This window comes from Luteimonas sp. KH_071, from assembly GCF_057838005.1.
Map to the genome: position 1 here is coordinate 1,700,360 of NZ_CM174458.1, position 21,832 is coordinate 1,722,191.

The following is a 21,832-nucleotide window of genomic DNA, read 5'->3' on the forward strand; positions in this document are numbered from 1 at the left end:
GGTCTCCAGGGCAGACCGCGTTATGCCACGGAGGGGGTGATCCGTCCATCGCCGTGACCGGTCATGGCACGCTTGGACGCGTCACCTGCGACCTCGCGCACAAGACGCGGGACGAGATAGCCCGACTGGCGGGCGACGAGCGCCGCGTGCAGGGTGAGCGCGGTGGCGTCGTCGACCTCGAAATGCGCCGCTCCCGCCACACGATCGAGCTGGTGCAGGTAGTAGGGCAGCACGCCGGCAGCGAATCCACGCTCGGCGAGTGCGGCCAGCGTATCGACAGTGTCGTTGACGCCCCGCAGTAATACCGCCTGGTTCAACAGCACCGCACCGGTCTCTCGCAGGGCGCGCATCGCCGCATCGACATCGGCATCGAACTCGTTGGCATGGTTGGCGTGCACCACGATCGCGATCGGCCATGGCAACGAAGCCAGCCAGTCGCGCAGTTCGGCATCCACCCGCTCGGGCAGCACGATCGGCAGGCGGGTGTGGATGCGCAGGCGGCGCACGTGCGGGATAGCGCGCAGGGCGTCGGTGAGTTCGGCGAGCTTGGCCGTGGCCAGCGACAGCGGATCGCCGCCCGACAGCAGCACCTCTTCGATGCTCGGGTCGGCCCGGAGCGCCGCGATCGCCTCGCGCCAGCCGTCCGCGGCCGCGGTTTCCTCGGCATAGGGAAAATGCCGGCGGAAGCAGTAACGGCAATGCACGGCGCAGCTGCCGGTCGTCACCAGCAATGCACGGCCCTCGTACTTGTGGATCACGCCGTGGCCTGCCTTGGCGGCGCCGTCGCCAACCGCGTCCAGGCCGAAGCCGGGCACGGGCCGCATCTCAGCGTCGAGCGGCAGCACCTGGCGCAGCAGCGGGTCGCGCGGATCGCCGTGGCGCATGCGGGCGACGAAGCTGCGCGGCACCCGCAGCGGGAACTGCGCGGCCGCGGCGTCTGACACACCCAGCGCGGCCCCGCGCAGTCCGACCAGGTCGAGCAGTTCGCGTGGGTCGCGGACGGCCTCGCGCCAGGCCTGCTGCCAGCGGCGCGGCTGCATCGTGAGGGGGGCTGCGGGTATCATGTGGGATTGAATCCGTAGAGCCGTCCGCGCGAGTCGCGGCCGGGAAACCCCATATTGTAGACGCCGGCGCAACCGGCCCAGCAGGAGTGAACGATGGCCAGTTATGGCTTGAACGACGTCAAGAACGGATTGAAGATCCTGGTCAACAACGAACCCTGCGTCATCACCGAGACGGAATACGTCAAGCCGGGCAAGGGCCAGGCGTTCACCCGCATCAAGTACCGTTTCATCAAGTCGGGCCGCGTCGTCGAACTGACGATGAAGGCCACCGACTCGCTGGAAGCGGCCGATGTCGTCGATACCGACATGCAGTACCTCTACAGCGACGGCGAGTCCTGGCACTTCATGGACCCCGAGTCCTTCGAGCAGTTCCAGGCCGACAAGGCCGGCATGGGCGGCGCTGAGAAGTGGCTCAAGGGCGAGGAGCAGTGCGTCGTCACGCTGTGGAACGGCACGCCGATCCAGGTGGTGCCGCCGAATTTCGTCGAACTGCAGATCACCGAGACCGATCCGGGCGTGCGCGGCGACACCTCCGGCGGCGGCGGCAAGCCGGCGACGCTGGAAACCGGTGCCGTGGTCCGCGTGCCGCTGTTCGTCGGCCAGGACGAAGTCATCAAGGTCGACACCCGTTCGGGCGAGTACGTCAGCCGGGTGAAGTGATTGATCCGCAGCGAAATCGCGAGGCGATTCGCGTCGCGGGTCCATCATCCCCGCGGTCTTCAGCAGACCTATGTCTGTTCAGGCGGGGACCCAGTGCCTATGCGCGTGATTGACGTCACCGCGAAACGATTGTGCCGGCTGCTCGCAGGCGTATTGCTGCTCGGGGCAGCAGGCGCGTCGGGCATGGCGTCCGCCAAAGACGCCTGTCCGCTGCAGACTCTGTATGCATTGACGCAGGCGTCGCTGCTGCCGACGGGCGACGACGTGCCACTGGTGGCCGAAGCCTGCAAGGTCTGGCCGTACGACGAGTCGCTCGCACTCGCGGCGGTGGCCTATCCATTGCCGGAATCCGACGATGACGGGCGCGTGCTGCGTCTGGTCATTGCAGTGCTCGGTGCGCAGGAGGCCAACATCCTCGCCGTGCACGAGACCGACCTCACCGAGGATGCGGCGTTCGCGTTGCTCAATGACGGACTCAAGCTCGACACCGCGCGCTACGACCTCGCGAAAGGCGTACGCGCGTTCGGTGTCGTGGTCCGCAGTTCCGCACCCGGACCGCGTTGTCCGGACGGCCGCTTCAATGACGAACTCACGCTGTACGTGCGCGAAGGTGACGCACTCCGGCCGGTGTTCAATTCGTACACCGACTTCTGGGCTCGGGTGGTTGGCGAGCCCTGTAGCTGGGATCGTAACCAGCGTCTGGTGACCGAGGAAGCGGCATTCACCATCGGCGTGGAGCGGAGCGCGCACAACGGGTTCGCCGATCTACGCGTGACCGCCAACGTAGCGCGTATCGAAAGTGCCGCGACCAGCGATGCGGAGCAGACTGTGCGCCGTCGCGACAGCCGGGTTGTGCGTTACGACGGCACGCGCTACGACACGAGCGCCCTGGAAAACGGGTTCTTCTGGACCCAGGCCCCCGAGGACAACTGAACATGCATGACCCGATCCCGCAATCCATCGACCTGCTGATCGAGGCCGCGCACGTGGTGCCGGTCGAACCGCATGCGGTGGTACTCGACGATCACGCGGTCGCGGTGCATCGCGGCGTCATCGTGGCGGTATTGCCGATTGCCGAAGCGCGGCAGCGTTTCGCCCCGACGGAAACGGTTTCGCGTCCGCAGTCGGCGCTGCTGCCCGGTCTGGTCAACGCACACACCCATAACCCGATGACGCTGCTGCGCGGCATTGCCGACGACCTGCCGCTCAAGGTCTGGCTGCAGGAACACATCTGGCCGATCGAAGGCGCGGTGATCGGTCCGGAGTTCGTCGCCGACGGCGTGACCCTGGCGCTGGCCGAAATGATTCGCGGCGGCACCACCTGCGTCAACGAGAACTACTTCTTTCCCGACGTGCAGGCCGCGGTCTACAAGCGGCACGGCTTCCGGGCGCGCGTCGGCTTGCCGGTCATCGATTTTCCGACCGCCTGGGCATCCAGTGACGACGAATACTTCGAGCGCGCCGGCGAGGTCCACGACCAGTGGCGCGACGATCCGCTGATCGCGATGGCGTTCGCGCCGCATGCGCCGTACACGGTCAACGACGCGAACTTCGAGCGCGTGCGCATGCTCGCCGACCAGCTGGATCTGCCGGTGCACCTGCATCTGCACGAGACCGCGCAGGAAGTGCAGCAGTCGATCGACGAACACGGCCAGCGGCCGATCGCACGCCTCGATCGGCTCGGTCTGGTCAACGACCGTCTGATCGCCGTGCACATGACCCAGCTGACCGAGAGCGAGATCCACCTGTGCGCCGAACGCGGCGTCAGCGTGGTGCATTGCCCCGAATCCAATCTCAAGCTGGCGTCGGGCTTCTGCCCGGCGTGCGCGCTGGAGCGCGCCGGGGTCAATATCGCGATCGGCACCGACGGCGTGGCCAGCAACAACGATCTCGACATGTTCGGCGAGACCCGCACCGCGGCGATCCTGGCCAAGGCGGTCGCGAACGATGCTGCCGGCTTCGATGCGTTCACGGCATTGCGCGCGGCGACGCTCGGCGGCGCGAAGGCGGTGGGCTTCGGTGATCGCATCGGCTCGATCGAGCCGGGCAAGCAGGCCGATCTGATCTGCGTCGACCTGTCGCCGATCGAAACCCAGCCGCTGCATCACGTGGTCTCGCAGCTGGTCTACGCGACCGGTCGCCACCAGGTCGGCGATGTGTGGATCGCCGGCCAGCCCAAGCTGCAGTCGCGCACCCTGATCGGTTTCGATCTCGACGCCATCACCGCGAACGCGCGTCAATGGCGTGCGCGCATCGCCACCCTGCGCAACGGCGCATGAGGACACCGCAATGACCGCAGCACGCGACAACTTCCACCAGGCCGAACTCGACAAGTTCGGCGCGCTCGCCAACCGCTGGTGGGATGCCGACGGCCCGCAGAAGGCGCTGCATGCGCTCAACCCGGTGCGACTGGACTATGTGCGCGAGCGCGCCCGGCTCGACGATGCGCGCATTCTCGATGTCGGCTGCGGTGGCGGCCTGCTGAGCGAGGCCATGGCGCAGCGCAGTGCGCGCGTCACCGCGATCGATCTGGCCGAGGATCTGGTCAAGGTCGCGAAGCTCCACGGGCTGGAAAGCGGCGTGCAGGTCGATTACCGCGTGCAGTCGGTCGAGGCGCTCGCCGTCGAACAGCCGGGCAGCTTCGATGCGGTGACCTGCATGGAAATGCTCGAGCATGTACCAGACCCGGCCGCGATCCTGAAAGCCTGCGCCACCCTGCTCAAGCCCGGCGGCTCGCTGTTCGTGTCCACGCTCAACCGCACGCCCGCCGCGTTCGCGCTGGCGATCGTCGGCGCGGAGTACGTCGCGCGCCTGCTGCCGCGCGGCACGCACCAGTACGCGGCTTTCATCAAACCGTCGGAACTCGGCGGCTGGCTGCGCGATGCGGGCCTTGAACTGCAGGACGTCACCGGTCTGATGTACGAGCCGTGGCGCAACGGCGCGCGATTGATTCCGCGCACCGATGTGAACTACCTGGCCTGGGCGCGGAAACCGCAGTGAGCGATTCGAGTCCCGCCGGCCGGTTCCCCGCCGGCGCATTGTTCGATCTCGACGGCACGCTGCTCGACAGCGCGCCCGACATGCTCGCGACCGTCAACCGGATGCTGGCCAGCCGCGGTCGTCCGCCACTGGCGCTGACCGAGATCCGTCCCGTGGTCTCGCGCGGCGCACGTGCGATGGCGTCGGTTGCGTTTCCCGAGCTCGACGCCGACGGCGTGACCGCGCTGGTGCCGGAGTTCCTCTCCGTTTACGACGAGGAGCTCGGTCGCCACAGCGTGCTGTTCGACGGTGTGGAGGCGATGCTGGCCGCGCTCGAAGCAGCCGGCACGCCATGGGGCATCGTCACCAACAAGCCGGAATACCTGGCGGCGCAGATCCTGCCGCAGCTCGGCTGGCAGGACCGCTGCGCGGTGTTGATCGGTGGCGACACACTGGCCGAGCGCAAGCCGCATCCGTTGCCGCTGCTGCACGCAGCGGATGCGATCGGCATCGCGCCGGCGGACTGCGTCTATGTCGGTGACGATGCGCGCGATATCGCGGCGGCGCGCTCGGCGGGCATGCCGTCGGTGGTCGCCTTGTGGGGCTATCGGCTCGACGACGATGATCCGGTCGCCTGGGAGGGCGACGTGATGCTGGACGCGGTGCAGGCACTGGTCGAGCCCGCCGGCTGGCCGCAGCGATGAGCGCGGCGATGCAGTCGGGCGACGAGGATTTCGTCGGCAAGTGGCAGGCGCGTTGGCCGGAATGGCGCATCGGCATGGCCTTCGTTGCGGCGGATCAACGCGATCGCGCAGCGCCGTGGTTTTCGCTGCTCGACGAACTGTGTGATGCGGCCTGGGCCGGCACCGACGCGACGCCGGGTCTGGCGAAACTCGCGTGGTGGCAGGACGAACTGCAGGGCTGGGCCAAGGGCGCACGCCGGCATCCGCTGGGCGCGCAACTCCAACGCGTGGATGCACCGTGGCAGACGCTCGCTCTGGCGCTGCGCCTGTTGCCCGCGACCCGCGAACATCCCGCCGACGCCACGCGCAATCTCGTCCAGCTGCAGGACCTCGCGCTCGCGATCGCGGCCTGCGAATCGCGCCTGTTCGGCGATGGCGGGCGGGACAGCGGCGATGGCCGTATCGACGCCGCGCCGCTGCTGGCGATGCAGGCGTTCGTGCGCGCCGATCAGGCACTCGCTTCGCATCTGCTGGCCGACTGGCGCGTCCAGGGCGACGGCACCCGGCCGCGCCGGATCGAAAACGCGATCCTCGGTGCGCGCCTGCGCGTGCTCGCGCGTGATGGCGAGAGCCGCCCCGTGCCCGGTCCACGCGTGCTGTGGTCGAGCTGGCGGGCCGCGCGTCAGCGCTGAACATCGCCTGCGCGAACGGGCGCGGAAACGCAGCGTTGCGGGGGTCGATACGGACGAGCCGGTAGACTGGACCCCCAAGACGGGCGCCGCACACCGGCGCCCGTTGCGTCATTCCCGCCCAACGCCACGAGTCCCGTCTTGAGCACCGAATCCTCCCCCGACCGCCTTCCCGACGTCGCCGGCGACCAGGCCCAGGCCGCGCGCCTGCTGGACTGGGTGGGCATGGGCAACATCGCATTGCCGCTGCGCATCGAGGATGCCGACGGCGGCGCGGTGACGGTGCCGGCGTCTGCCGACATCGGCGTGAACCTGGTCGATCCCGACGCGCGCGGCATCCATATGTCCCGCTTGTACCTGCATCTGCAGGACGCGCTGTCGAGCCAGGTCCTCGACCGCGAGACGCTCGCCCGCGTGCTGCGCGACTGCATCGAGTCGCAGCGCGGTCTCGCCGATCGCGTGCAGCTCACCCTGCGCTACGGGCAACTGCTGCGTCGCCCCGCACTCGCCAGCGCGCACAGTGGCTGGAAGACCTATCCGGTCGAGATCGATGCCGTGCTCGGCCGCGATGGCCTGGCGCTGACGCTTTCGTTGTCGGTCGAGTATTCGAGTACCTGTCCGGCCTCGGCCGCGCTGTCGCGCCAGCTCAATGCCGCGCGCTTCGCCGGTGATTTCACGCCGGAGACGAGCGGCTACGACGCCGTGCGCGACTGGCTGGAATCGCCGCGGGGTCTGGCCGCAACCCCGCACGCTCAGCGCAGCCGCGCCGACGTGCGCCTGACCCTGAGCGCGGACGTCGATACCTTCCCGATCCTGGCGATCGTCGACGCGCTGGAACACGCGCTCGGCACGCCGGTGCAGACCGCGGTCAAGCGCGAGGACGAACAGGCCTTCGCCAGCCTCAATGCCGAGAACCTGATGTTCTGCGAAGACGCCGCCCGTCGCGTCGCTGCCGCGCTGTCGGCGGATCCCCGCGTGTCGCGGTTCGAGGCCAGGGTCTCGCACTTCGAAAGCCTGCACGCGCATGACGCGGTGGCGCGGGTGAGCGGGCCGTAAACTCTGTCGTCGCGTCACCGTGATGATGCGGCGCGAAGGTCTACGGCCTCTCAAGCACCAGCTGCGGGTCCACCCGCACATCCAGCCAGTTCATGCCCCAGTGCAGATGCGGCCCGGTCGCACGCCCGGTCGCGCCGACGGCGCCGATGACCTGGCCCTGTTCGACGCGGTCGCCCACCTTCGCGTCGATGCGCGACAGGTGCAGGAAGTTCGAACTCACGCCGTGTCCGTGATCGAGCAGCAGCGTGCCGCCGGTCAGATAGAGATCGGGACCGGCGAAGGTGACGATGCCAGCGGCCGGCGCCTTGACCGGTGTGCCTGTCGGCGCGGCGATGTCCATGCCCGAATGCGGCGAGCCCGGCTGGCCGTTGTACGAACGCGCGCGACCGAAGCGTCCGCTGATGCGGCCTTCGACCGGACGGATGAAGCCGTTGCCGAAATCGACACGGTCGTCGTCGCGTACGCGCGCCTCGGTGACCTGGGCCTGCTCGCGGCGGATGCGTTCTGCGATCGCCGCCGGCGGATTGACCGTGGCCGGCGGCACGCCGTTGACACGCTCGACCGGCCAGTCGCGTGGCGTGATCGCGATCGATGCCGACTGCTGGCTACCGTCGGGGTGCGTGATATCGAGCTGCACGGGTCCGGTCTCGTCCCGCCCGACGCCGAGCACGACGGTGCCGTAGCCGCTGACGCGCAGCGCGCGGTCGCGATACTGGACACGGCTGCCGGCCGGCACCTTGCCGATCACCAGGCTGCCCTGTTGCACCTGCGCCGGGAAACGCACATCGCCCGCGTCCTGCGCCGCCAGCGGCGCGACGGATACGAGCAATGCAACGATCAGGAGACACGCGAGCGGCAAACGGCGGAGCAGGGGCATGCGGTGGTCCGGGCAGGGAGGAAATGCGTTGGGCACGCTACGCACCCGGCGATGAAGACAGGGTGTCCCGTCGACACTCACCGCGCGAACGCAAGTCGCTGACCGGCCGCTTCGCCGACCAGCTGCGTGCCGTTCCAGGCGAGATGCCCGTTGACCCAGGTCGAGGCGATGCGCGACCGGAAGGTCGTGCCCTCGAACGGCGACCAGCCGCACTTCGACAACACCTGCTCGCGCGTCACGGTGAACGGCGTGTCTTCCACCATCACCAGATCGGCGAAGTAGCCCTCGCGCAGGAAGCCGCGCTCGGCGACGTCGAACAGTTGCGCCGGCGCATGTGCGAACTTCTGCACCACGTGGGTGATGTCGAAGTGGCCTTCGTGCACGCATTCGAGCGCGGCGCTGAGCGCGAACTGCACCAGCGGCAGGCCGCTCGGCGCACGCGTGTACGGATTCTCCTTCTCGCTCAGCAGATGCGGCGCATGATCGGTCGCGAGCACGTCGATGACATCGTCGGCCAGCGCGCGCAGCAGCGCTTCGCGGTCGGACGCGTCCTTGATCGCCGGATTGCACTTGATCTTGTGGCCCAGGCGCGCGTAGTCGGCGCGGTCGAAGCGCAGGAAGTGGATGCAGGTCTCGGCGGTGATCCGCTTGCGCAGCCTGCCGGTGGCATCGACCAGCGGGCCGCGCTCGAACAGCGCCAGTTCGTCGGCCGTCGAAATGTGCAGCACATGCAGACGGGTGTCGTGGCGGCGCGCCAGCGACAGCGCCAGCTGCGTCGACTTCATGCAGGCCTCGCGCGAGCGGATGTCGGGGTGACATTCGGCCGGAATATCGTCGCCGTACTTCGCCACGTATTCGCGCTGGATCGCGTCGATCGTCGGCGTGTCCTCGCAATGCGTGATGATCGGCACCGGGGTCTCACGGAAGATGCCGTCGAGCGTCTCTGGATCGTCGACGAGCATGTTGCCGGTCGATGCGCCCATGAAGACCTTGACGCCCGGCGTGGTCAGCGGGTCGATGCGACGCACGTGGTCGAGGTTGTCGTTGCTGGCGCCCATATAGAAGCCGTAGTTCGCGCGGGCGCGACCGGCGGCGCGGTCGTACTTGTCCTGCAGCACGTCGGCGCTGAGCGTGGGCGGGCTGGTGTTGGGCATGTCCATGAAACTGGTCAGGCCGCCGGCAACGGCCGCGGCCGACTCGGTCGCCATGTCGGCCTTGTGTTCCATGCCCGGCTCACGGAAATGCACCTGGTCGTCGATCATGCCGGGCAGCAGCCAGCGGCCGGCGGCATCGACGATGGTGTCGCCATCGCGGGCGGCGAGGTCGCCGCCGATCGCGGCGATGCGGCCGTCGGCAATGCGCAGATCGCCGTCGAAGATGCGGCCTTCGTTGACGAGGCGTGCGTTGCGGATCAGGGTCGAGGTCATGGCTTGGAGTCCAGGTTCGGCATCGGCACGGGGTCGTTTCCGCCCGGATGCAGGGGATGGCAGCGCGACAGGCGGCGCAGGGCGAGCCAGCCACCGCGCAGTACACCGAAGCGGGCGATGGCCACCATCGCGTACGACGAGCAGCTGGGATGGAAGCGGCAGCGCGGGCCGAGCAGGGGGCTGATGAAGCGCTTGTAGCCCCGCAGCAGGAAGATGAGCAGGCGCGCGATCACGGCAGGTCGGCGGGGGCGATGAACACGGTGGTCGGGACGGTTGCCGCTGCAGGGGCATGCAGGGTATAACACGCCGCTTCCCCGCCCAAGGGAATGACAAGGATCGCAGCACGTGGCAGTCAAGAAACCCGCAAAGAAGGCCGTCAAGAAGGCCGTAAAGCCCGCCGCGAAGGCAGCCGTCGGGAAGAAGGCTGCCCCCGTCACCAAGCCACCCGCCAAGAAGGCACCGGCCCCGAAGAAGGCCGTCGCCAAGGCCGCGCCCGCCAGGCCGGCTGCGAAGAAGGCGCCGGTCAAGGCACCCGCGAAGAAATCAGCGCCGCCCAAGCCTGCCGCCAAGGCGGCGCCGGCGAAGTCGGCTGCCAAGAGCGTGCCTGCGAAGGGCGCGCCTGTGAAGAAAATGGCGAAGGCAGCCCCGGCGAAAGCCGCGGCCGTCCAGCCTGTGACGAAGCCGAAGGCCGCTGCTCCCGCAGCGGTGAGCAAGCCCGTCGCGAAGAAGGCGGCACCGGCCACGTCGATCGCCGACACGGCCGTTGTCGCCCCGAAGACGGAGGCCCCGAAGAAGGCCCCCGCTCCGGTGAAAGCCGCCGCGCCGAAGCCGGTGCCGGCATCCACTCCCACGAAGCGTCCACGTCCGGTCGGCAAAGTCGCCGTCGCGGGCGTTGCGCGCCAGCAAGAGCCGGCGCCAAGAACAAAGGTGAAGGTCGTGCAGTACAAGACCGATGCAGAAACAGGTCGTCCCATCCTTCCGCAGGGCTACAAGCCCAGCGCCGACGAGGAGTACATGAGTGCGTTGCAGCTCGAGTACTTCCGTCAGCGTCTGCAGAACTGGCGTGCGGACCTGGTCGAAGAATCCAAGCAGACGATCGAGAATCTCAAGGACGAAGTCCGTGACGTCGGCGATGAAGCCGAACGCGCGACCCGTGAAACCGAGAACTCGCTGGAACTGCGCACCCGTGACCGCTACCGCAAGCTGATCGGCAAGATCGACAGCACGCTCAAGCGCGTCGACGAGGGTGAGTACGGCTACAGCGTCGATTCGGGCGAAGAGATCGGTCTCGACCGTCTCGAAGCGCGTCTGACCGCTGAGCGTACGATCGACGAGCAGGAACGCTGGGAACATATGCAGAAGCAGATGGGCGATTGACCGTCGTCATTCCGGTGTTGGAAGAAGCCCGCGCAAGCGGGCTTTTTCGTATTCGCACCTGTGCGGAAACAGCGGCTCACTGCAGCTCGCGCAGATCGAGACGGCGCAGCCGCGGTGCCTTCAGCGCAGTCGACGCGACCACGCCCATCGTCACGAAACCGCCGATCACGACCGCCGGTACCAGGCCGAGCAGGCGCGCCATCGAGCCCATGTAGAACGCGCCGATCTCGTTCGACGAGCCGACGAACAGGCCATTGATCGACGACACCCGGCCGCGCATGTGGTCGGGCGTCGACAGCTGCATGATCGTCGAGCGCATCACCACCGACACCCCGTCGCACATGCCCGACAGCAACAGGAAGAACGCCGACAGCCAGAACGCCGTCGACAGGCCGAAGCCGACCATGCACAGGCCGAAGCCGGCAACCGCGACCAGCAGGAAGCGGCCCGCGTTGCGCTGGATCGGATTGCGCGCAAGCCAGATGCCCATCGCCACCGAGCCCAGCGCCGGTGCGCTGCGCAGGATGCCGAGGCCTTCGGGGCCGTAGTCGAGGATGTCGTGGATGAAGGCCGGCGCCAGCGAGATCGCACCGCCGAACAGCACCGCGAACATGTCCAGCGCCAGCGCGGCGAGCAGGATCTGGTGGCCGAACACGAAGCGCGCGCCCTCGGCGATGCTGGCGAAGACGGGTTCGCGCTGCAACTGCTGCGCAGGCTCGGTGACGTCCATGCGCCCCAGGAACACGATCACCACGAGTGCGAGGATCGACGCCAGCAGGAAGACGCCGGGAATGCCGAGTGGCTTGATCAGCAGGCCGCCGATTGCAGGGCCGAGCACCAGCGCGCTCTGGAACACGATGCTGCCCAGGCTCGCGCCGCGCACGAACTGGTCCCGCGGCAGCACGCGGGCGAATAGCGCGTTGTACACCGGTCCGAGAAACGCGCGGACCATGCCGGTCAGCATGATCGGCAGATACAGCAGCCAGACACTGCCGGCGATCAGTCCCGAGGTCAGCAGCGCCAGCAGCAGCGGCGTGATCGCTAGGCCCGCGGCGGCGGCCATGCCGAGCTTGCGCCGCGGCAGATGATCGACCAGATAGCCCGCGAACGGCGCGACGCAGAAGTACGGCAGCACTTCGGCCAGGCCGATCAGGCCAAGCATCCACGGATCGCCGGTCTCGGCGTAGATGTGCCAGCCGGCTGTGACCGCGACGATCTGATAGGACAGGATCGTGAAGATGCGGTAGCCCAGCAGGGCGCGGAAGTTGCGGTTGCGCAACGGCGCTGCGCGGCTGGAATCGCCGGAGCCCGGTTCGTCGGGCTCCGGCGGCGGCGCGGTGCTCACGCCAGCGCGCGCTGCGCGCGGTCGCGGATGAAGGCGAGCAGGGCAGCCAGGCCGTTGTTGCGGGTCGGTGACAGATGTTTCGCCAGGCCGATGTCGCCGATGTAGTCCGCATCGGTGTCGACGATCTCACGGGCGCTGCGGCCGCCATACACGCGCAGGGCCAGGTAGATCAGGCCCGAGACGATCGCCGAGTCGCTGGCGGCAGCAAAGTCGAGACGGTCGGCGTCGCCGGAAGCGACGATCCAGACCATCGACTGGCAGCCATGCAGGCGGTGCTCTTCGGTCTTCAGCGCATCGGGAAACTCGGGGAGCTTGCGGCCCAGATCGATCAGATACTGGTAGCGCTCGGACCAGTCGCCGAAGAAGGCGAACTCTTCGGCGATCGCGCGCTGGGCGTCGGCGGGACTGGGGTCGACGGGGAACGGGGTCGGGGTCACTTGGGCTGGACTCTTTTCGGGCGCGGGCACGCACTTGCGGGCGATATTGTGACCGATCCCGTCCGCGCACTGTCCCGGACAGTGGCTGGTGATCGATAGAATGCGCGCTACTCGATGTGGAGATCCCTGGGTTCTCAGGATCCTCACGCGTATTCAGAGAATGTCCGCCGCACGATTCGGCGCGAGGGGAGAAGCGCTTTGGCGAACGCGATCGTCTGGTTCCGCAACGACCTGCGACTCGATGACAACCCGGCCCTGCGCGCCGCACTCGATGCAGGCCTCGCGCCGGTGTGTGTCTACATCCACGCGCCCGACGAAGAAGGCGAGTGGGCGCCGGGCGCTGCATCGAATGCGTGGCGGCACCGCTCTCTGGCTGCGCTCGACGCCGAGCTGCGCAAGCGCGGCAGCCAGCTGCGCCTGTTCCATGGCCCCAGCCACGCGACGCTCGAAACTCTGGTCGACACCTGCAACGCCGAAGCCGTGTTCTGGAACCGGCGTTACGATCCGGCGATCGAGGCACGCGACACAGGCGTCAAACGCGATCTGCGCGCGTCGGGCGTGCGCGCCGAAAGCCACAATGGCGCGCTGATGCTCGAGCCCTGGTCGCTGCAGACCGGGCAGGGCGGGCCGTACAAGGTGTTCACGCCGTTCTGGCGCAAGGCATTGACCGAGCTGCATCTGCCAGACACCTGGAGCGCACCGCGCAGCCTGCCGGCCGTCGACGACGGCCCGTCGGGTGTCGCGCTCGAGGACCTGCACCTGACACCCGCGCTGGATTGGGACGCCGGTTTCTGGACGTTCTGGGCACCCGGCGAGGCCGGTGCCCATGAGGCGCTGGAGGTCTTCGTCGACGGTGCGTTGCGCGGCTATCGCACCGGACGCGATCGTCCCGATCAGGCCGGCACCTCGCGTCTGTCGCCGCATCTGCATTTCGGCGAGATCGCGCCCTGGCGCGTGGTCGCCGCGCTCGAGGCGGAACGCACCGCGGCCACGGCGCCCGACATCGATGCCTACGTGCGCGAGCTGGGCTGGCGCGAGTTCGCCCATCACCTGCTGCACCATTTTCCGAAGACGCCGGAGCAGAACTTCAATCCGCGCTTCGAGCGGTTTCCATGGGCGCGCGTGCAGCCGGCCGCGCTCGAAGCCTGGAAGCGCGGGCGCACCGGCGTACCGATCGTCGACGCCGGGCTGCGCGAGCTCTGGCACGTCGGCTGGATGCACAACCGCGTGCGCATGATCGTCGGCAGCTGGCTGTGCAAGCACATGCGTATCCATTGGCGAGAAGGCGCGCACTGGTTCTGGGACACGCTGGTGGACGCCGATCTGGCCAACAACACGCTGGGCTGGCAATGGATCGGCGGCACCGGCGCGGACGCGTCGCCATATTTCCGTGTGTTCAATCCGGTCACGCAGGCGCAGAAGTTCGATCCCGACGGCAGCTACATCGCGCGCTGGGTGCCCGAACTCGCCGGCCTGCCCGTGCCGCTGCGCTTCAGTCCGTGGACGGATCCCGATCTGCTGAAATCCGTCGCGCCGGACTATCCGTCGACACCGATCGTCGATCTCGCAGCGGGTCGCGAGGCGGCGCTGGCGGCATACCAGGCGTCGCGTTGAGACCACAGCTGGGTCTGCCGGCCGGTCGGTCGCGTGCGGCGCGCGGCGTTTTTCGGCATGGCCCGTGGGATGCACGGCCAGCGCGCCGCCATGCGTGCCGGCCAGAGGTGCATTGAACCCTGAGACGTCAGGGCGCGCGTTGACCCTGCCGCAGCCGCATGATCCACTCGGTCGGCTGACTTCTTGGGAGGGGAGATGGCCGAAACCGCCGCACCACCACGCCGCAGGCGCCTGCGCCGCCAGCCGATGACACGGGTCGACACCGCATGGCTGCGCATGGAGCGGCCGACCAATCCGATGATGATCACCGCCGTGCTGGTATTCACCGAGCGGATGTCGGTGGATGCCCTGCGCGCGCTGGTCGACGCGCGTTTCCTCGCCTACGCGCGGTTCCGCCAGAAAGCCGTCGACGCCGCGACGGGCGCGACCTGGATCGAGGACGCGCACTTCGATCTCGACTGGCATGTGCGACGCGCCGCCCTGCCGGGGCGCGCGACGGGGAGCAGCGCGGCTGAAGAGAAACGCGCACTCGAAGCCTTCACTGGTGAACTCGCCTCGACGCCGCTCGATACCGGCAAGCCGCGCTGGCAGTTCCATCTGGTCGAGGACTACGCCGGCGGCTCGGCGCTGGTCGCGCGCATCCATCACTGCTATGCCGATGGCATTGCGCTGGTGCAGGTGCTGCTGTCGCTGACCGACACCGAACGCCATCCACAGCCGGCCCAGACCCTGCCGCAGTCTTGGCTCAAGGCCGACGGCGCCGGGGTGGAGCGACGCGTCGGCGCGGTCGCCCGTTACCGCAAGCTCGGCGGACAGGTGCTCGACCGCGGCATGGCGATGTACCGCGATCCGACACTGGCCAGCATGCTGGCGCGCGAAGGCGGGGAAATCGCCCGCGAACTGCTGTATGCGCTGTCGCTGTCCGACGATCCGCCCTCGCTGCTGCGGGGCGAGCTGGGCGTCAGCAAGCGCGTCGCCTGGGCAGAGCCGATATGCCTGGACGAGGTCAAGGCGGTCGGACGTGCGTTCGACTGCACCGTCAACGACGTGCTGATGGCGGCGGCTGCAGGTGCGCTGCGCGGCTACATGCGCGCGCGCGGTGCAGACCCTGACGGCTTGACCTTGCGCGCCACGGTGCCGGTCAACCTGCGCCCGCTCGAACATGCGAAGAAGCTGGGCAATCATTTCGGTCTCGTGTTCCTCGACCTGCCGGTCGGCGAGGCGAACCCCGCGCGGCGTCTCGAACGCGTCGCCGCATGCATGCGCGAGCTCAAGGATTCGCGGCAGGCGATCGTCGCGTTCGGTTTGCTGGCCGCGCTGGGCATGGCGCCGCAATCGGCGCAGGGCATCGCGCTCGATCTCTTCAGTCGCAAGGCATCGGCGGTGGCCACCAACGTGCCCGGCCCGCAGCAGCCGCTGTATCTCGCCGGATGCGCACTGCGCGAGATGATGTTCTGGGTGCCGCAGACCGGCTCGATCGGCATCGGTCTGTCGATCATGAGCTACGACAATCGCGTGCACTTCGGCCTGGTGGCCGATGCACGTCTGGTACCGGATCCCGATGCCGCGATCGCCCACTTCCGCCGAGAGTTCGACGCGCTGCTGTACCTGGCGATGATGGCCGACTGGTCACGCGCGCTCGATGCCCAGGCCGCCGAGGCGATGCTCGACTGAAGTCGCGCTGCATGGCCATCCGGGCTGAACGATGTCCGTCCGGGCATGCACGCCGTCACTCCGCATGCATTCTGAACACGCTACTTTCGGCTCCGCTTTCAACGCTCCGGGCATCTTCGCCCGTACCGGACACCAGGAGACCGACACCATGCGCCGACTCACCACCGCAGGCCTCACCACTGCGCTCGCCAGCACCCTGCTGCTGTCCAGCTGCGCCACCTACACAGGCCAGACCAGTGCACCGGACGATCCGAACCGCACCCGCAACAATGCATTGATCGGCGCGGGCATCGGCGCGGTCGCGGGCCTGCTCAGCGGCGGTGACGCCACCGAGCGTCGTCAGCGCGCGATGGTCGGCGCAGGCGTTGGCGGTCTCGCCGGTGGCGCCGTCGGCGTCTATCAGGATCGTCAGGAAGCCGAGCTGCGTCGCCAGACCCAGGGCACGGGCATCGTGGTGGACCGCGATGGCGATGTGATCAAGCTCAACCTGCCTGACGGCGTGACCTTTGACTTCGGCAAGGCCGATCTGAAGTCGCAGTTCTACCCGGCGCTCAACAACGTCGCGCGCACGCTGGCCGAATACGACCAGACGATCGTCGAGATCTCGGGCCACACCGACAGCGTCGGCACCGATGCGGTCAACCAGCGTCTGTCCCAGCAGCGTGCTGACTCGGTGGGTAACTACCTGATCGGCCAGGGCCTGTTGCGCCAGCGTTTCGAGATTGTCGGCTTCGGCAAGACGCGCCCGGTGGCGGACAACAGCACCGAGCAGGGTCGCGCGCTGAACCGTCGTGTCGAGATCCGCGTGATTCCGCTGCAGTCTTAATCCGCTGCAGGTTGCACGCAAAAGCCCCGGCAATGCCGGGGCTTTTTTGTGTGCGGTGGTTCTGTAGGAGCGCGCTTGCGCGCGAGAAGCTGACACCTGAATCCCCCGCGCGCTCCTACGCGGACGACGCCCTCAGAGCGCCTCGATCACACCCGCGGCGCCCATGCCCGTGCCGATGCACATCGTCACCAGGCCGTAGCGCTTCTTGCGACGGCGCATGCCGTGGACAATCGTCGCGGTGCGGATCGCACCGGTCGCGCCCAGCGGATGGCCCAGCGCGATCGCGCCGCCCAGCGGATTGACCTTGGACGGGTCGAGGCCGCTGTCGCGGATCACCGCCAGCGCCTGCGCGGCGAAGGCTTCGTTGAGCTCGATCCAGTCGATGTCGTCGAGGGTGAGGCCGGCCTGCGCCAGCGCCTTGGGAATCGCCGCGATCGGACCGATGCCCATCACTTCCGGGCGCACGCCGGCGACGGCGAAGCTGACGAAACGCGCCAGCGGCTTCAGACCATAGTCCTGCACCGCGCGGCCGGAGGCGAGCAGGATGCCGGCGGCGCCGTCGCTCATCTGCGAGCTGTTGCCCGCCGTCACCGAACCGCCGAACTGTCCGTTGCGGAACACCGGGCGCAGCTTGCTCAGACCTTCGATCGACGAGTCCTGGCGCGGCCCCTCATCGGTGTCGACCAGCAGCTTGCGCAGACGCACCGCATTGCCGACGAGGTCGGGCTGGTGCGAGACGATCTCGTAGGGGCTGATCTCGTCCTTGAACTCGCCGGCCTGGATTGCGGCGATCGCCTTCTGGTGCGAGGCGAGGGCGAACGCGTCCTGGTCCTCGCGCGAGACCTTCCATTCCTCGGCGACCTTCTCGGCGGTGATGCCCATGCCGTAGGCGATCGCGACGTGGTCGTCCTTGAACACGCTCGGGCTCAGCGCGACCTTGTTGCCCATCATCGGCACCATCGACATGGACTCGGTGCCGCCGGCGAGCATCAGGTCGGCGTTGCCGAGGCGGATCTCGTTGGCGGCCAGCGCCAGCGCCTGCAGGCCGGACGAGCAGAAGCGGTTGACCGTCTGCGCAGCGACGGTGTCGGGCAGGCCGGCCAGCAGCACGCCGATGCGCGCCACGTTCATGCCTTGCTCGCCTTCCGGCATCGCGCAGCCGATCACGGCGTCATCGATGCGGTTGACGTCGATGCCCGGCGCCTGCGCGACAACGGCCTTGAGCACGTGCGCGAGCATGTCGTCGGGACGGGTGTTGCGGAACACGCCCTTCGGCGCCTTGCCCACGGGGGTGCGGGTGGCGGCGACGATGTAGGCGTCCTGGATCTGCTTGCTCATGGAATGTTCTCGTAATTGAGTGAGGGGGTGAGGGCGTCAGCCGGGTTGCCTCGACTGACGCTTCGCGCGCACTGCGCGCCTGACGTCCTCACTAGTTCCGAAGCGGCTTGCCGGTCTTGAGCATGTGGCCGATGCGTGCCTGGGTCTTCTCCTGCTGGGCGAGCTCGACGAAGTGCTTGCGCTCCAGACGGATCAGCCAGTCCTCGTCGACGACCGCGTTGCGGTCCACGTCACCGCCGCACAGCACGGTGGCGATGCGCTCGGCGATCTCGTAGTCGTACTCGCTGACGAAACGGCCCTCGAGCATGTTGACCAGCAGCATCTTGAACGTGGCGATGCCGACATCACCGGCGACGCGGATCGCGCGCGCCGGCAGCGGCGGGCGATAGCCGGCTTCGGCCAGCGCCGATGCCTGTTGACGCGCGACGTGCAGCAGTTCGAATGCGTTGAAGGTCACGATGTCGTCGGCGCGCAGCAGGCCGAGTTCCTTGGCGTTGACCGCCGAGTTCGACACCTTGGCCATCGCGATCGTTTCGAAGGTCTTCTTCAACTCGGCGAACACATCGCCATTCGGACCCGCGGCTTCCGAGGCCCGCACGGCCAGCTCCTTCAGGCCGCCACCGGCCGGCAGCAGGCCGACGCCGGCCTCGACCAGGCCGATGTAGCTTTCGAGATGCGCCACGGTGCGCGCGCTGTGCATCTGGAACTCGCAGCCACCGCCTAAGGCGAGACCGCGCACGGCCGCTACCACCGGCACCAGCGAGTACTTGATGCGCTGGCTGGTCTTCTGGAAGTTCTCGACCATCGCCTCGAACGCGTCGACCTTGCCGGCCTGCAGCAGGCCGAGCGCGCCGGCGAGATCCGCGCCGGCCGAGAACGGCTCCTTCGGCTGCCAGATCACCACGCCCTTGAACTTCTGCTCACTGATGCCGATCGCCTCCTGGATGCCGTCGAGCACATGGTCGGAAGCCGTGTGCATCTTGGTCTTGAAGCTGATCACGCCGATGTCGTCGCCGTCCGTCCACAGGCGGACGCCGTCGTTTTCGTACACCGTCTCGCCCTGCTCGAAGCGCTCGCCCAGCAGCGGATCGGGGAAGCGCTGGCGGCGATACACCGGCAGGGCCGAGCGCGGCAGCTTGGCGTTCTTCGCCGGGCTGTAGCTGCCCTCGGCGGCATGCACGCCCTCGCGGCCGTCGAACACCCAGTCGGGGAGGGGCGCGCTGCTCATGGTCTTTCCGGCGACGATGTCCTCGGCGATCCAGTCGGCGACCTGCTTCCAGCCGGCGGCTTGCCACAACTCGAACGGGCCCTGCTGCCAGCCGTAGCCCCAGCGGATCGCCAGGTCGACGTCGCGCGCGGTTTCGGCGATGTCTTCCAGATGAACCGCGCTGTAGTGGAACAGGTCGCGCAGGATCGCCCAGACGAACTGCGCCTGCGGGTGCTCACTGGCGCGGAGCTGGGCCATGCGCTCGGCCGGGTCCTTGGTCTTGAGGATCGCGACGACCTCGTCGGCGGCCTTGCGGTCGGAGGCGCGGTAGTCCTGCTTCTCGACATCGAGGACCAGGATGTCCTTGCCGGCCTTGCGGAAGATGCCGGCGCCGGTCTTCTGGCCCAGCGCGCCCTTGTCGATCAGCGCGGTCAGCCACTTGGGCGAGGCGAAGTACGCGTGCCACGGGTCTTCGGGCAGGGTGTCGGCCATCGTCTTGATGACGTGCGACATCGTGTCCAGGCCCACCACGTCCGAGGTGCGATAGGTCGCCGATTTCGGACGGCCGAGCAGGGGCCCGGTCAGTGCGTCGACCTCGTCGAAGCCGAGATTCGATTCCTGCGTGTGGTGGATCGTCGACAGGATCGAGAACACGCCGATCCGGTTGCCGATGAAGTTCGGGGTGTCCTTGGCATAGACCACACCCTTGCCGAGCTGGGTGGTCAGGAAGGCTTCGAGTCCTTCGAGCACCGACGTGTCGGTGGTCTTCGCCGGGATCAGCTCGGCCAGATGCATGTAGCGCGGCGGGTTGAAGAAATGCACGCCGCAGAACCGATGGCGCAGTTCTTCGGGAAGAACGTCGGCCAAGGCATTGATTCCAAGGCCCGAGGTGTTGCTGGCCAGCACCGCGTGCGCCGGCACGTGCGGGGCGATCTTGCGGTAGAGATCCTGCTTCCAGTCCATCTTCTCGGCGATCGCCTCGATGATCAGGTCGCAGCTCTCGAGTTCGGCCAGGCCGGTTTCGTAGTTCGCCGGGACGATGGACTCGGCCAGCGACTTGGACGCCAGTGGCGCAGGGCTCAGCTTGGCCAGGTTTGCAAGCGCCTTGCGCACCACACCGTCCTTGTCGCCCTCCTTGGCCGGCAGGTCGAACAGTACCGTGTCGATCCCGGCGTTGGTCAGGTGCGCGGCGATCTGCGCGCCCATGACACCCGCACCCAGAACCGCGGCGCGACGTACAAGCAGTTTCTCAGACATTTGCTCCATCCCTTTGTTTCGAAAGAACCCCGGCGTGGGCCGGGCTGGTGGTCAGGCGCGGAACCCGGCCGCGGCGAAGCGGATCAGCTCGCCCGCGATCCGGGTGCGGTGCGCATGTTCGGTGGTGCCCGGGGGGCGTTTGATCAGACCGAAATCGGCCATGGCGTAGGTCAGGGCCCCGGCGAGGAAATCGAGACGGCCATAGAGCTCGGCCTTGCCGAGGCCGGGCAGGCAGGCGGCCAAGGCACTGGCGAATTCACGTGGCACATGCCCGTACTGTTCGGACAGGAACTTGCGCAGGGCGTCGTTCTTTTCCACGTAGGCCCGGGCAATGACCCGGACGAAGGCGCCGCTGCCGGCGCGGCCGCTGGCCATGTCGAGCGCGGGCTCGACGAAGGCGGCGATGATCGGCTCGATCTCGCCCGGCTGCTCGGCCAGGGCGCGCGTGAGCTGGGCGAGACGCTGTGCGCTCATCTGGTCCATCCGTCGGCGGAATACCTCGTTGACAAGGTTTTCCTTGCTGCCGAAGTGGTAGTTGACCGCCGCGATGTTGACGTCGGCCCGGCTGGTCACCTGCCGCAGCGAGGTGCCCGCGAATCCGTGGGTTGCGAACAGTTCTTCGGCGGCGCCGAGGATCTTGTCCTTGGTGGAGAACTGGGCGGTACTGGCCATGGCGACGGGTGGCTCGATCAAACGCTTGTTTGGATTCTGGGGGCCAAGCGGCTGACGCGTCAATGACCGGCGGCCGGTCCGGGGCCGACGCAGTTGCAGCAGATACGTTAGAATCGACGCAGCCATGTTGGCTAAACCCGCGTTTCGGCGCGGGTTTTTCCATGTAGACTCGGCCGTTCCGGAGTGGACGGCCCCATTTCAGACCGGAGAACACCAGATGGCGCTCGAGCGCACTCTTTCCATCGTCAAGCCCGATGCTGTAGCCAAGAACGTCATCGGCGAGATCTATTCCCGCTTCGAAAAGGCGGGACTTAAGATCGTGGCCGCCAAGTACAAGCAGTTGACCCGTGAGGAAGCCGAAGGCTTCTACGCCGTGCACAAGGAGCGTCCGTTCTTCGGCGCGCTGGTCGAGTTCATGACCTCCGGCCCGGTGATGATCCAGGCCCTGGAAGGCGAGAACGCCGTAGCCGCGCACCGCGACCTGCTCGGCGCCACCAACCCGAAGGACGCCGCGCCGGGCACGATCCGCGCCGACTTCGCCGACTCCATCGACGCCAACGCCGCCCACGGCTCGGATTCGGTCGAGAATGCGCAGACCGAAATCGCGTACTTCTTCAAGAACGACGAAGTCGTTTCGCGCTGAGTGATGC

General features: G+C 67.7%; 21 protein-coding genes. 12 read left to right on the forward strand and 9 right to left on the reverse strand.

Annotation, left to right across the window (positions count from 1 at the left end; translation table 11 throughout):
• Window positions 1-20: 20 nt before the first annotated feature.
• Window positions 21-1,064 carry an EF-P beta-lysylation protein EpmB gene (gene epmB, locus AC3IRM_RS08025; RefSeq protein WP_489205669.1) on the reverse strand — a complete coding sequence of 348 codons (1,044 nt, stop codon included), beginning with the start codon at window positions 1,062-1,064 and terminating at the stop codon, window positions 21-23.
• 93 nt (window positions 1,065-1,157) lie between these two features.
• On the opposite strand from epmB, the gene efp reads away from it, so the two are divergent.
• From efp to folE2, 7 genes are all read left to right on the forward strand, one after another.
• Entirely contained in the window at window positions 1,158-1,724 is a 567-nt protein-coding gene (gene efp / locus AC3IRM_RS08030) for an elongation factor P (protein WP_489205670.1), read from the forward strand.
• 183 nt (window positions 1,725-1,907) lie between these two features.
• Entirely contained in the window at window positions 1,908-2,657 is a 750-nt protein-coding gene (locus AC3IRM_RS08035) for a PA3715 family protein (protein ID WP_489205671.1), read from the forward strand.
• A 2-nt stretch (window positions 2,658-2,659) separates the two neighbouring features.
• Window positions 2,660-4,003, forward strand: a complete 1,344-nt coding sequence (locus AC3IRM_RS08040) for a TRZ/ATZ family hydrolase (RefSeq protein WP_489205672.1) — start codon at window positions 2,660-2,662, stop codon at window positions 4,001-4,003.
• A 10-nt stretch (window positions 4,004-4,013) separates the two neighbouring features.
• Complete coding sequence (gene ubiG / locus AC3IRM_RS08045) at window positions 4,014-4,724, forward strand: bifunctional 2-polyprenyl-6-hydroxyphenol methylase/3-demethylubiquinol 3-O-methyltransferase UbiG (RefSeq protein WP_489205673.1); 711 nt, start codon at window positions 4,014-4,016, stop codon at window positions 4,722-4,724.
• Window positions 4,721-5,407, forward strand: coding sequence for a phosphoglycolate phosphatase (locus AC3IRM_RS08050; protein WP_489205674.1), 687 nt, complete (start codon window positions 4,721-4,723; stop codon window positions 5,405-5,407). Before ubiG ends, AC3IRM_RS08050 begins: the two co-directional genes overlap by 4 nt.
• Entirely contained in the window at window positions 5,404-6,078 is a 675-nt protein-coding gene (locus AC3IRM_RS08055) for a phytoene/squalene synthase family protein (RefSeq protein ID WP_489205675.1), read from the forward strand. The genes AC3IRM_RS08050 and AC3IRM_RS08055 overlap by 4 nt, the downstream gene beginning before the upstream one ends.
• Window positions 6,079-6,216: 138 nt before the next feature.
• The gene (gene folE2 / locus AC3IRM_RS08060; protein ID WP_489205676.1) at window positions 6,217-7,131 is read left to right on the forward strand and encodes a GTP cyclohydrolase FolE2; all 915 of its coding nucleotides are present in this window, start codon (window positions 6,217-6,219) and stop codon (window positions 7,129-7,131) included.
• A gap of 40 nt (window positions 7,132-7,171) precedes the next feature.
• Here the strand turns inward: folE2 and AC3IRM_RS08065 are convergent, their stop codons facing one another.
• The 3 genes from AC3IRM_RS08065 to yidD form a co-directional block, all read right to left on the reverse strand.
• The gene (locus tag AC3IRM_RS08065) at window positions 7,172-8,008 is read right to left on the reverse strand and encodes a M23 family metallopeptidase (RefSeq protein WP_489205677.1); all 837 of its coding nucleotides are present in this window, start codon (window positions 8,006-8,008) and stop codon (window positions 7,172-7,174) included.
• A 77-nt stretch (window positions 8,009-8,085) separates the two neighbouring features.
• Window positions 8,086-9,435 carry a dihydroorotase gene (locus AC3IRM_RS08070; RefSeq protein ID WP_489205678.1) on the reverse strand — a complete coding sequence of 450 codons (1,350 nt, stop codon included), beginning with the start codon at window positions 9,433-9,435 and terminating at the stop codon, window positions 8,086-8,088.
• Window positions 9,432-9,668, reverse strand: a complete 237-nt coding sequence (gene yidD, locus AC3IRM_RS08075) for a membrane protein insertion efficiency factor YidD (RefSeq protein ID WP_310233627.1) — start codon at window positions 9,666-9,668, stop codon at window positions 9,432-9,434. The genes AC3IRM_RS08070 and yidD overlap by 4 nt, the downstream gene beginning before the upstream one ends.
• A 112-nt stretch (window positions 9,669-9,780) precedes the next feature.
• On the opposite strand from yidD, the gene dksA reads away from it, so the two are divergent.
• Window positions 9,781-10,812 (forward strand): RNA polymerase-binding protein DksA, encoded by a 1,032-nt coding sequence (gene dksA, locus AC3IRM_RS08080; RefSeq protein ID WP_489205679.1) that lies wholly within the window; start codon window positions 9,781-9,783, stop codon window positions 10,810-10,812.
• Window positions 10,813-10,888: 76 nt separating this feature from the next.
• On the opposite strand, the gene AC3IRM_RS08085 is transcribed toward dksA, so the two are convergent.
• Window positions 10,889-12,157 carry an MFS transporter gene (locus AC3IRM_RS08085; protein ID WP_489205680.1) on the reverse strand — a complete coding sequence of 423 codons (1,269 nt, stop codon included), beginning with the start codon at window positions 12,155-12,157 and terminating at the stop codon, window positions 10,889-10,891.
• On the reverse strand, window positions 12,154-12,594 hold the full coding sequence (locus AC3IRM_RS08090) for a SufE family protein (protein WP_489205681.1): 441 nt from the start codon (window positions 12,592-12,594) through the stop codon (window positions 12,154-12,156). Before AC3IRM_RS08090 ends, AC3IRM_RS08085 begins: the two co-directional genes overlap by 4 nt.
• A 198-nt stretch (window positions 12,595-12,792) precedes the next feature.
• Here AC3IRM_RS08090 and AC3IRM_RS08095 point away from each other — a divergent pair, with 198 nt between their 5' ends.
• From AC3IRM_RS08095 to AC3IRM_RS08105, 3 genes are all read left to right on the forward strand, one after another.
• Window positions 12,793-14,208: a cryptochrome/photolyase family protein gene (locus AC3IRM_RS08095; protein ID WP_489205682.1), complete on the forward strand. Its 1,416-nt coding sequence runs from the start codon at window positions 12,793-12,795 to the stop codon at window positions 14,206-14,208.
• 195 nt (window positions 14,209-14,403) lie between these two features.
• Window positions 14,404-15,882 (forward strand): WS/DGAT/MGAT family O-acyltransferase, encoded by a 1,479-nt coding sequence (locus AC3IRM_RS08100; RefSeq protein WP_489205683.1) that lies wholly within the window; start codon window positions 14,404-14,406, stop codon window positions 15,880-15,882.
• 148 nt (window positions 15,883-16,030) lie between these two features.
• Complete coding sequence (locus AC3IRM_RS08105) at window positions 16,031-16,708, forward strand: YiaD family glycine zipper/OmpA-like lipoprotein (protein ID WP_489205684.1); 678 nt, start codon at window positions 16,031-16,033, stop codon at window positions 16,706-16,708.
• Between the two features lie 132 nt (window positions 16,709-16,840).
• On the opposite strand, the gene AC3IRM_RS08110 is transcribed toward AC3IRM_RS08105, so the two are convergent.
• The 3 genes from AC3IRM_RS08110 to AC3IRM_RS08120 form a co-directional block, all read right to left on the reverse strand.
• Entirely contained in the window at window positions 16,841-18,046 is a 1,206-nt protein-coding gene (locus AC3IRM_RS08110) for an acetyl-CoA C-acyltransferase (RefSeq protein ID WP_489205685.1), read from the reverse strand.
• 91 nt (window positions 18,047-18,137) lie between these two features.
• On the reverse strand, window positions 18,138-20,510 hold the full coding sequence (locus tag AC3IRM_RS08115) for a 3-hydroxyacyl-CoA dehydrogenase/enoyl-CoA hydratase family protein (RefSeq protein ID WP_489205686.1): 2,373 nt from the start codon (window positions 20,508-20,510) through the stop codon (window positions 18,138-18,140).
• A 51-nt stretch (window positions 20,511-20,561) separates the two neighbouring features.
• Window positions 20,562-21,182: a TetR/AcrR family transcriptional regulator gene (locus AC3IRM_RS08120; protein ID WP_489205687.1), complete on the reverse strand. Its 621-nt coding sequence runs from the start codon at window positions 21,180-21,182 to the stop codon at window positions 20,562-20,564.
• A 217-nt stretch (window positions 21,183-21,399) separates the two neighbouring features.
• On the opposite strand from AC3IRM_RS08120, the gene ndk reads away from it, so the two are divergent.
• Window positions 21,400-21,825: a nucleoside-diphosphate kinase gene (gene ndk / locus AC3IRM_RS08125; RefSeq protein WP_133392641.1), complete on the forward strand. Its 426-nt coding sequence runs from the start codon at window positions 21,400-21,402 to the stop codon at window positions 21,823-21,825.
• The last annotated feature ends 7 nt before the right edge of the window (window positions 21,826-21,832 follow it).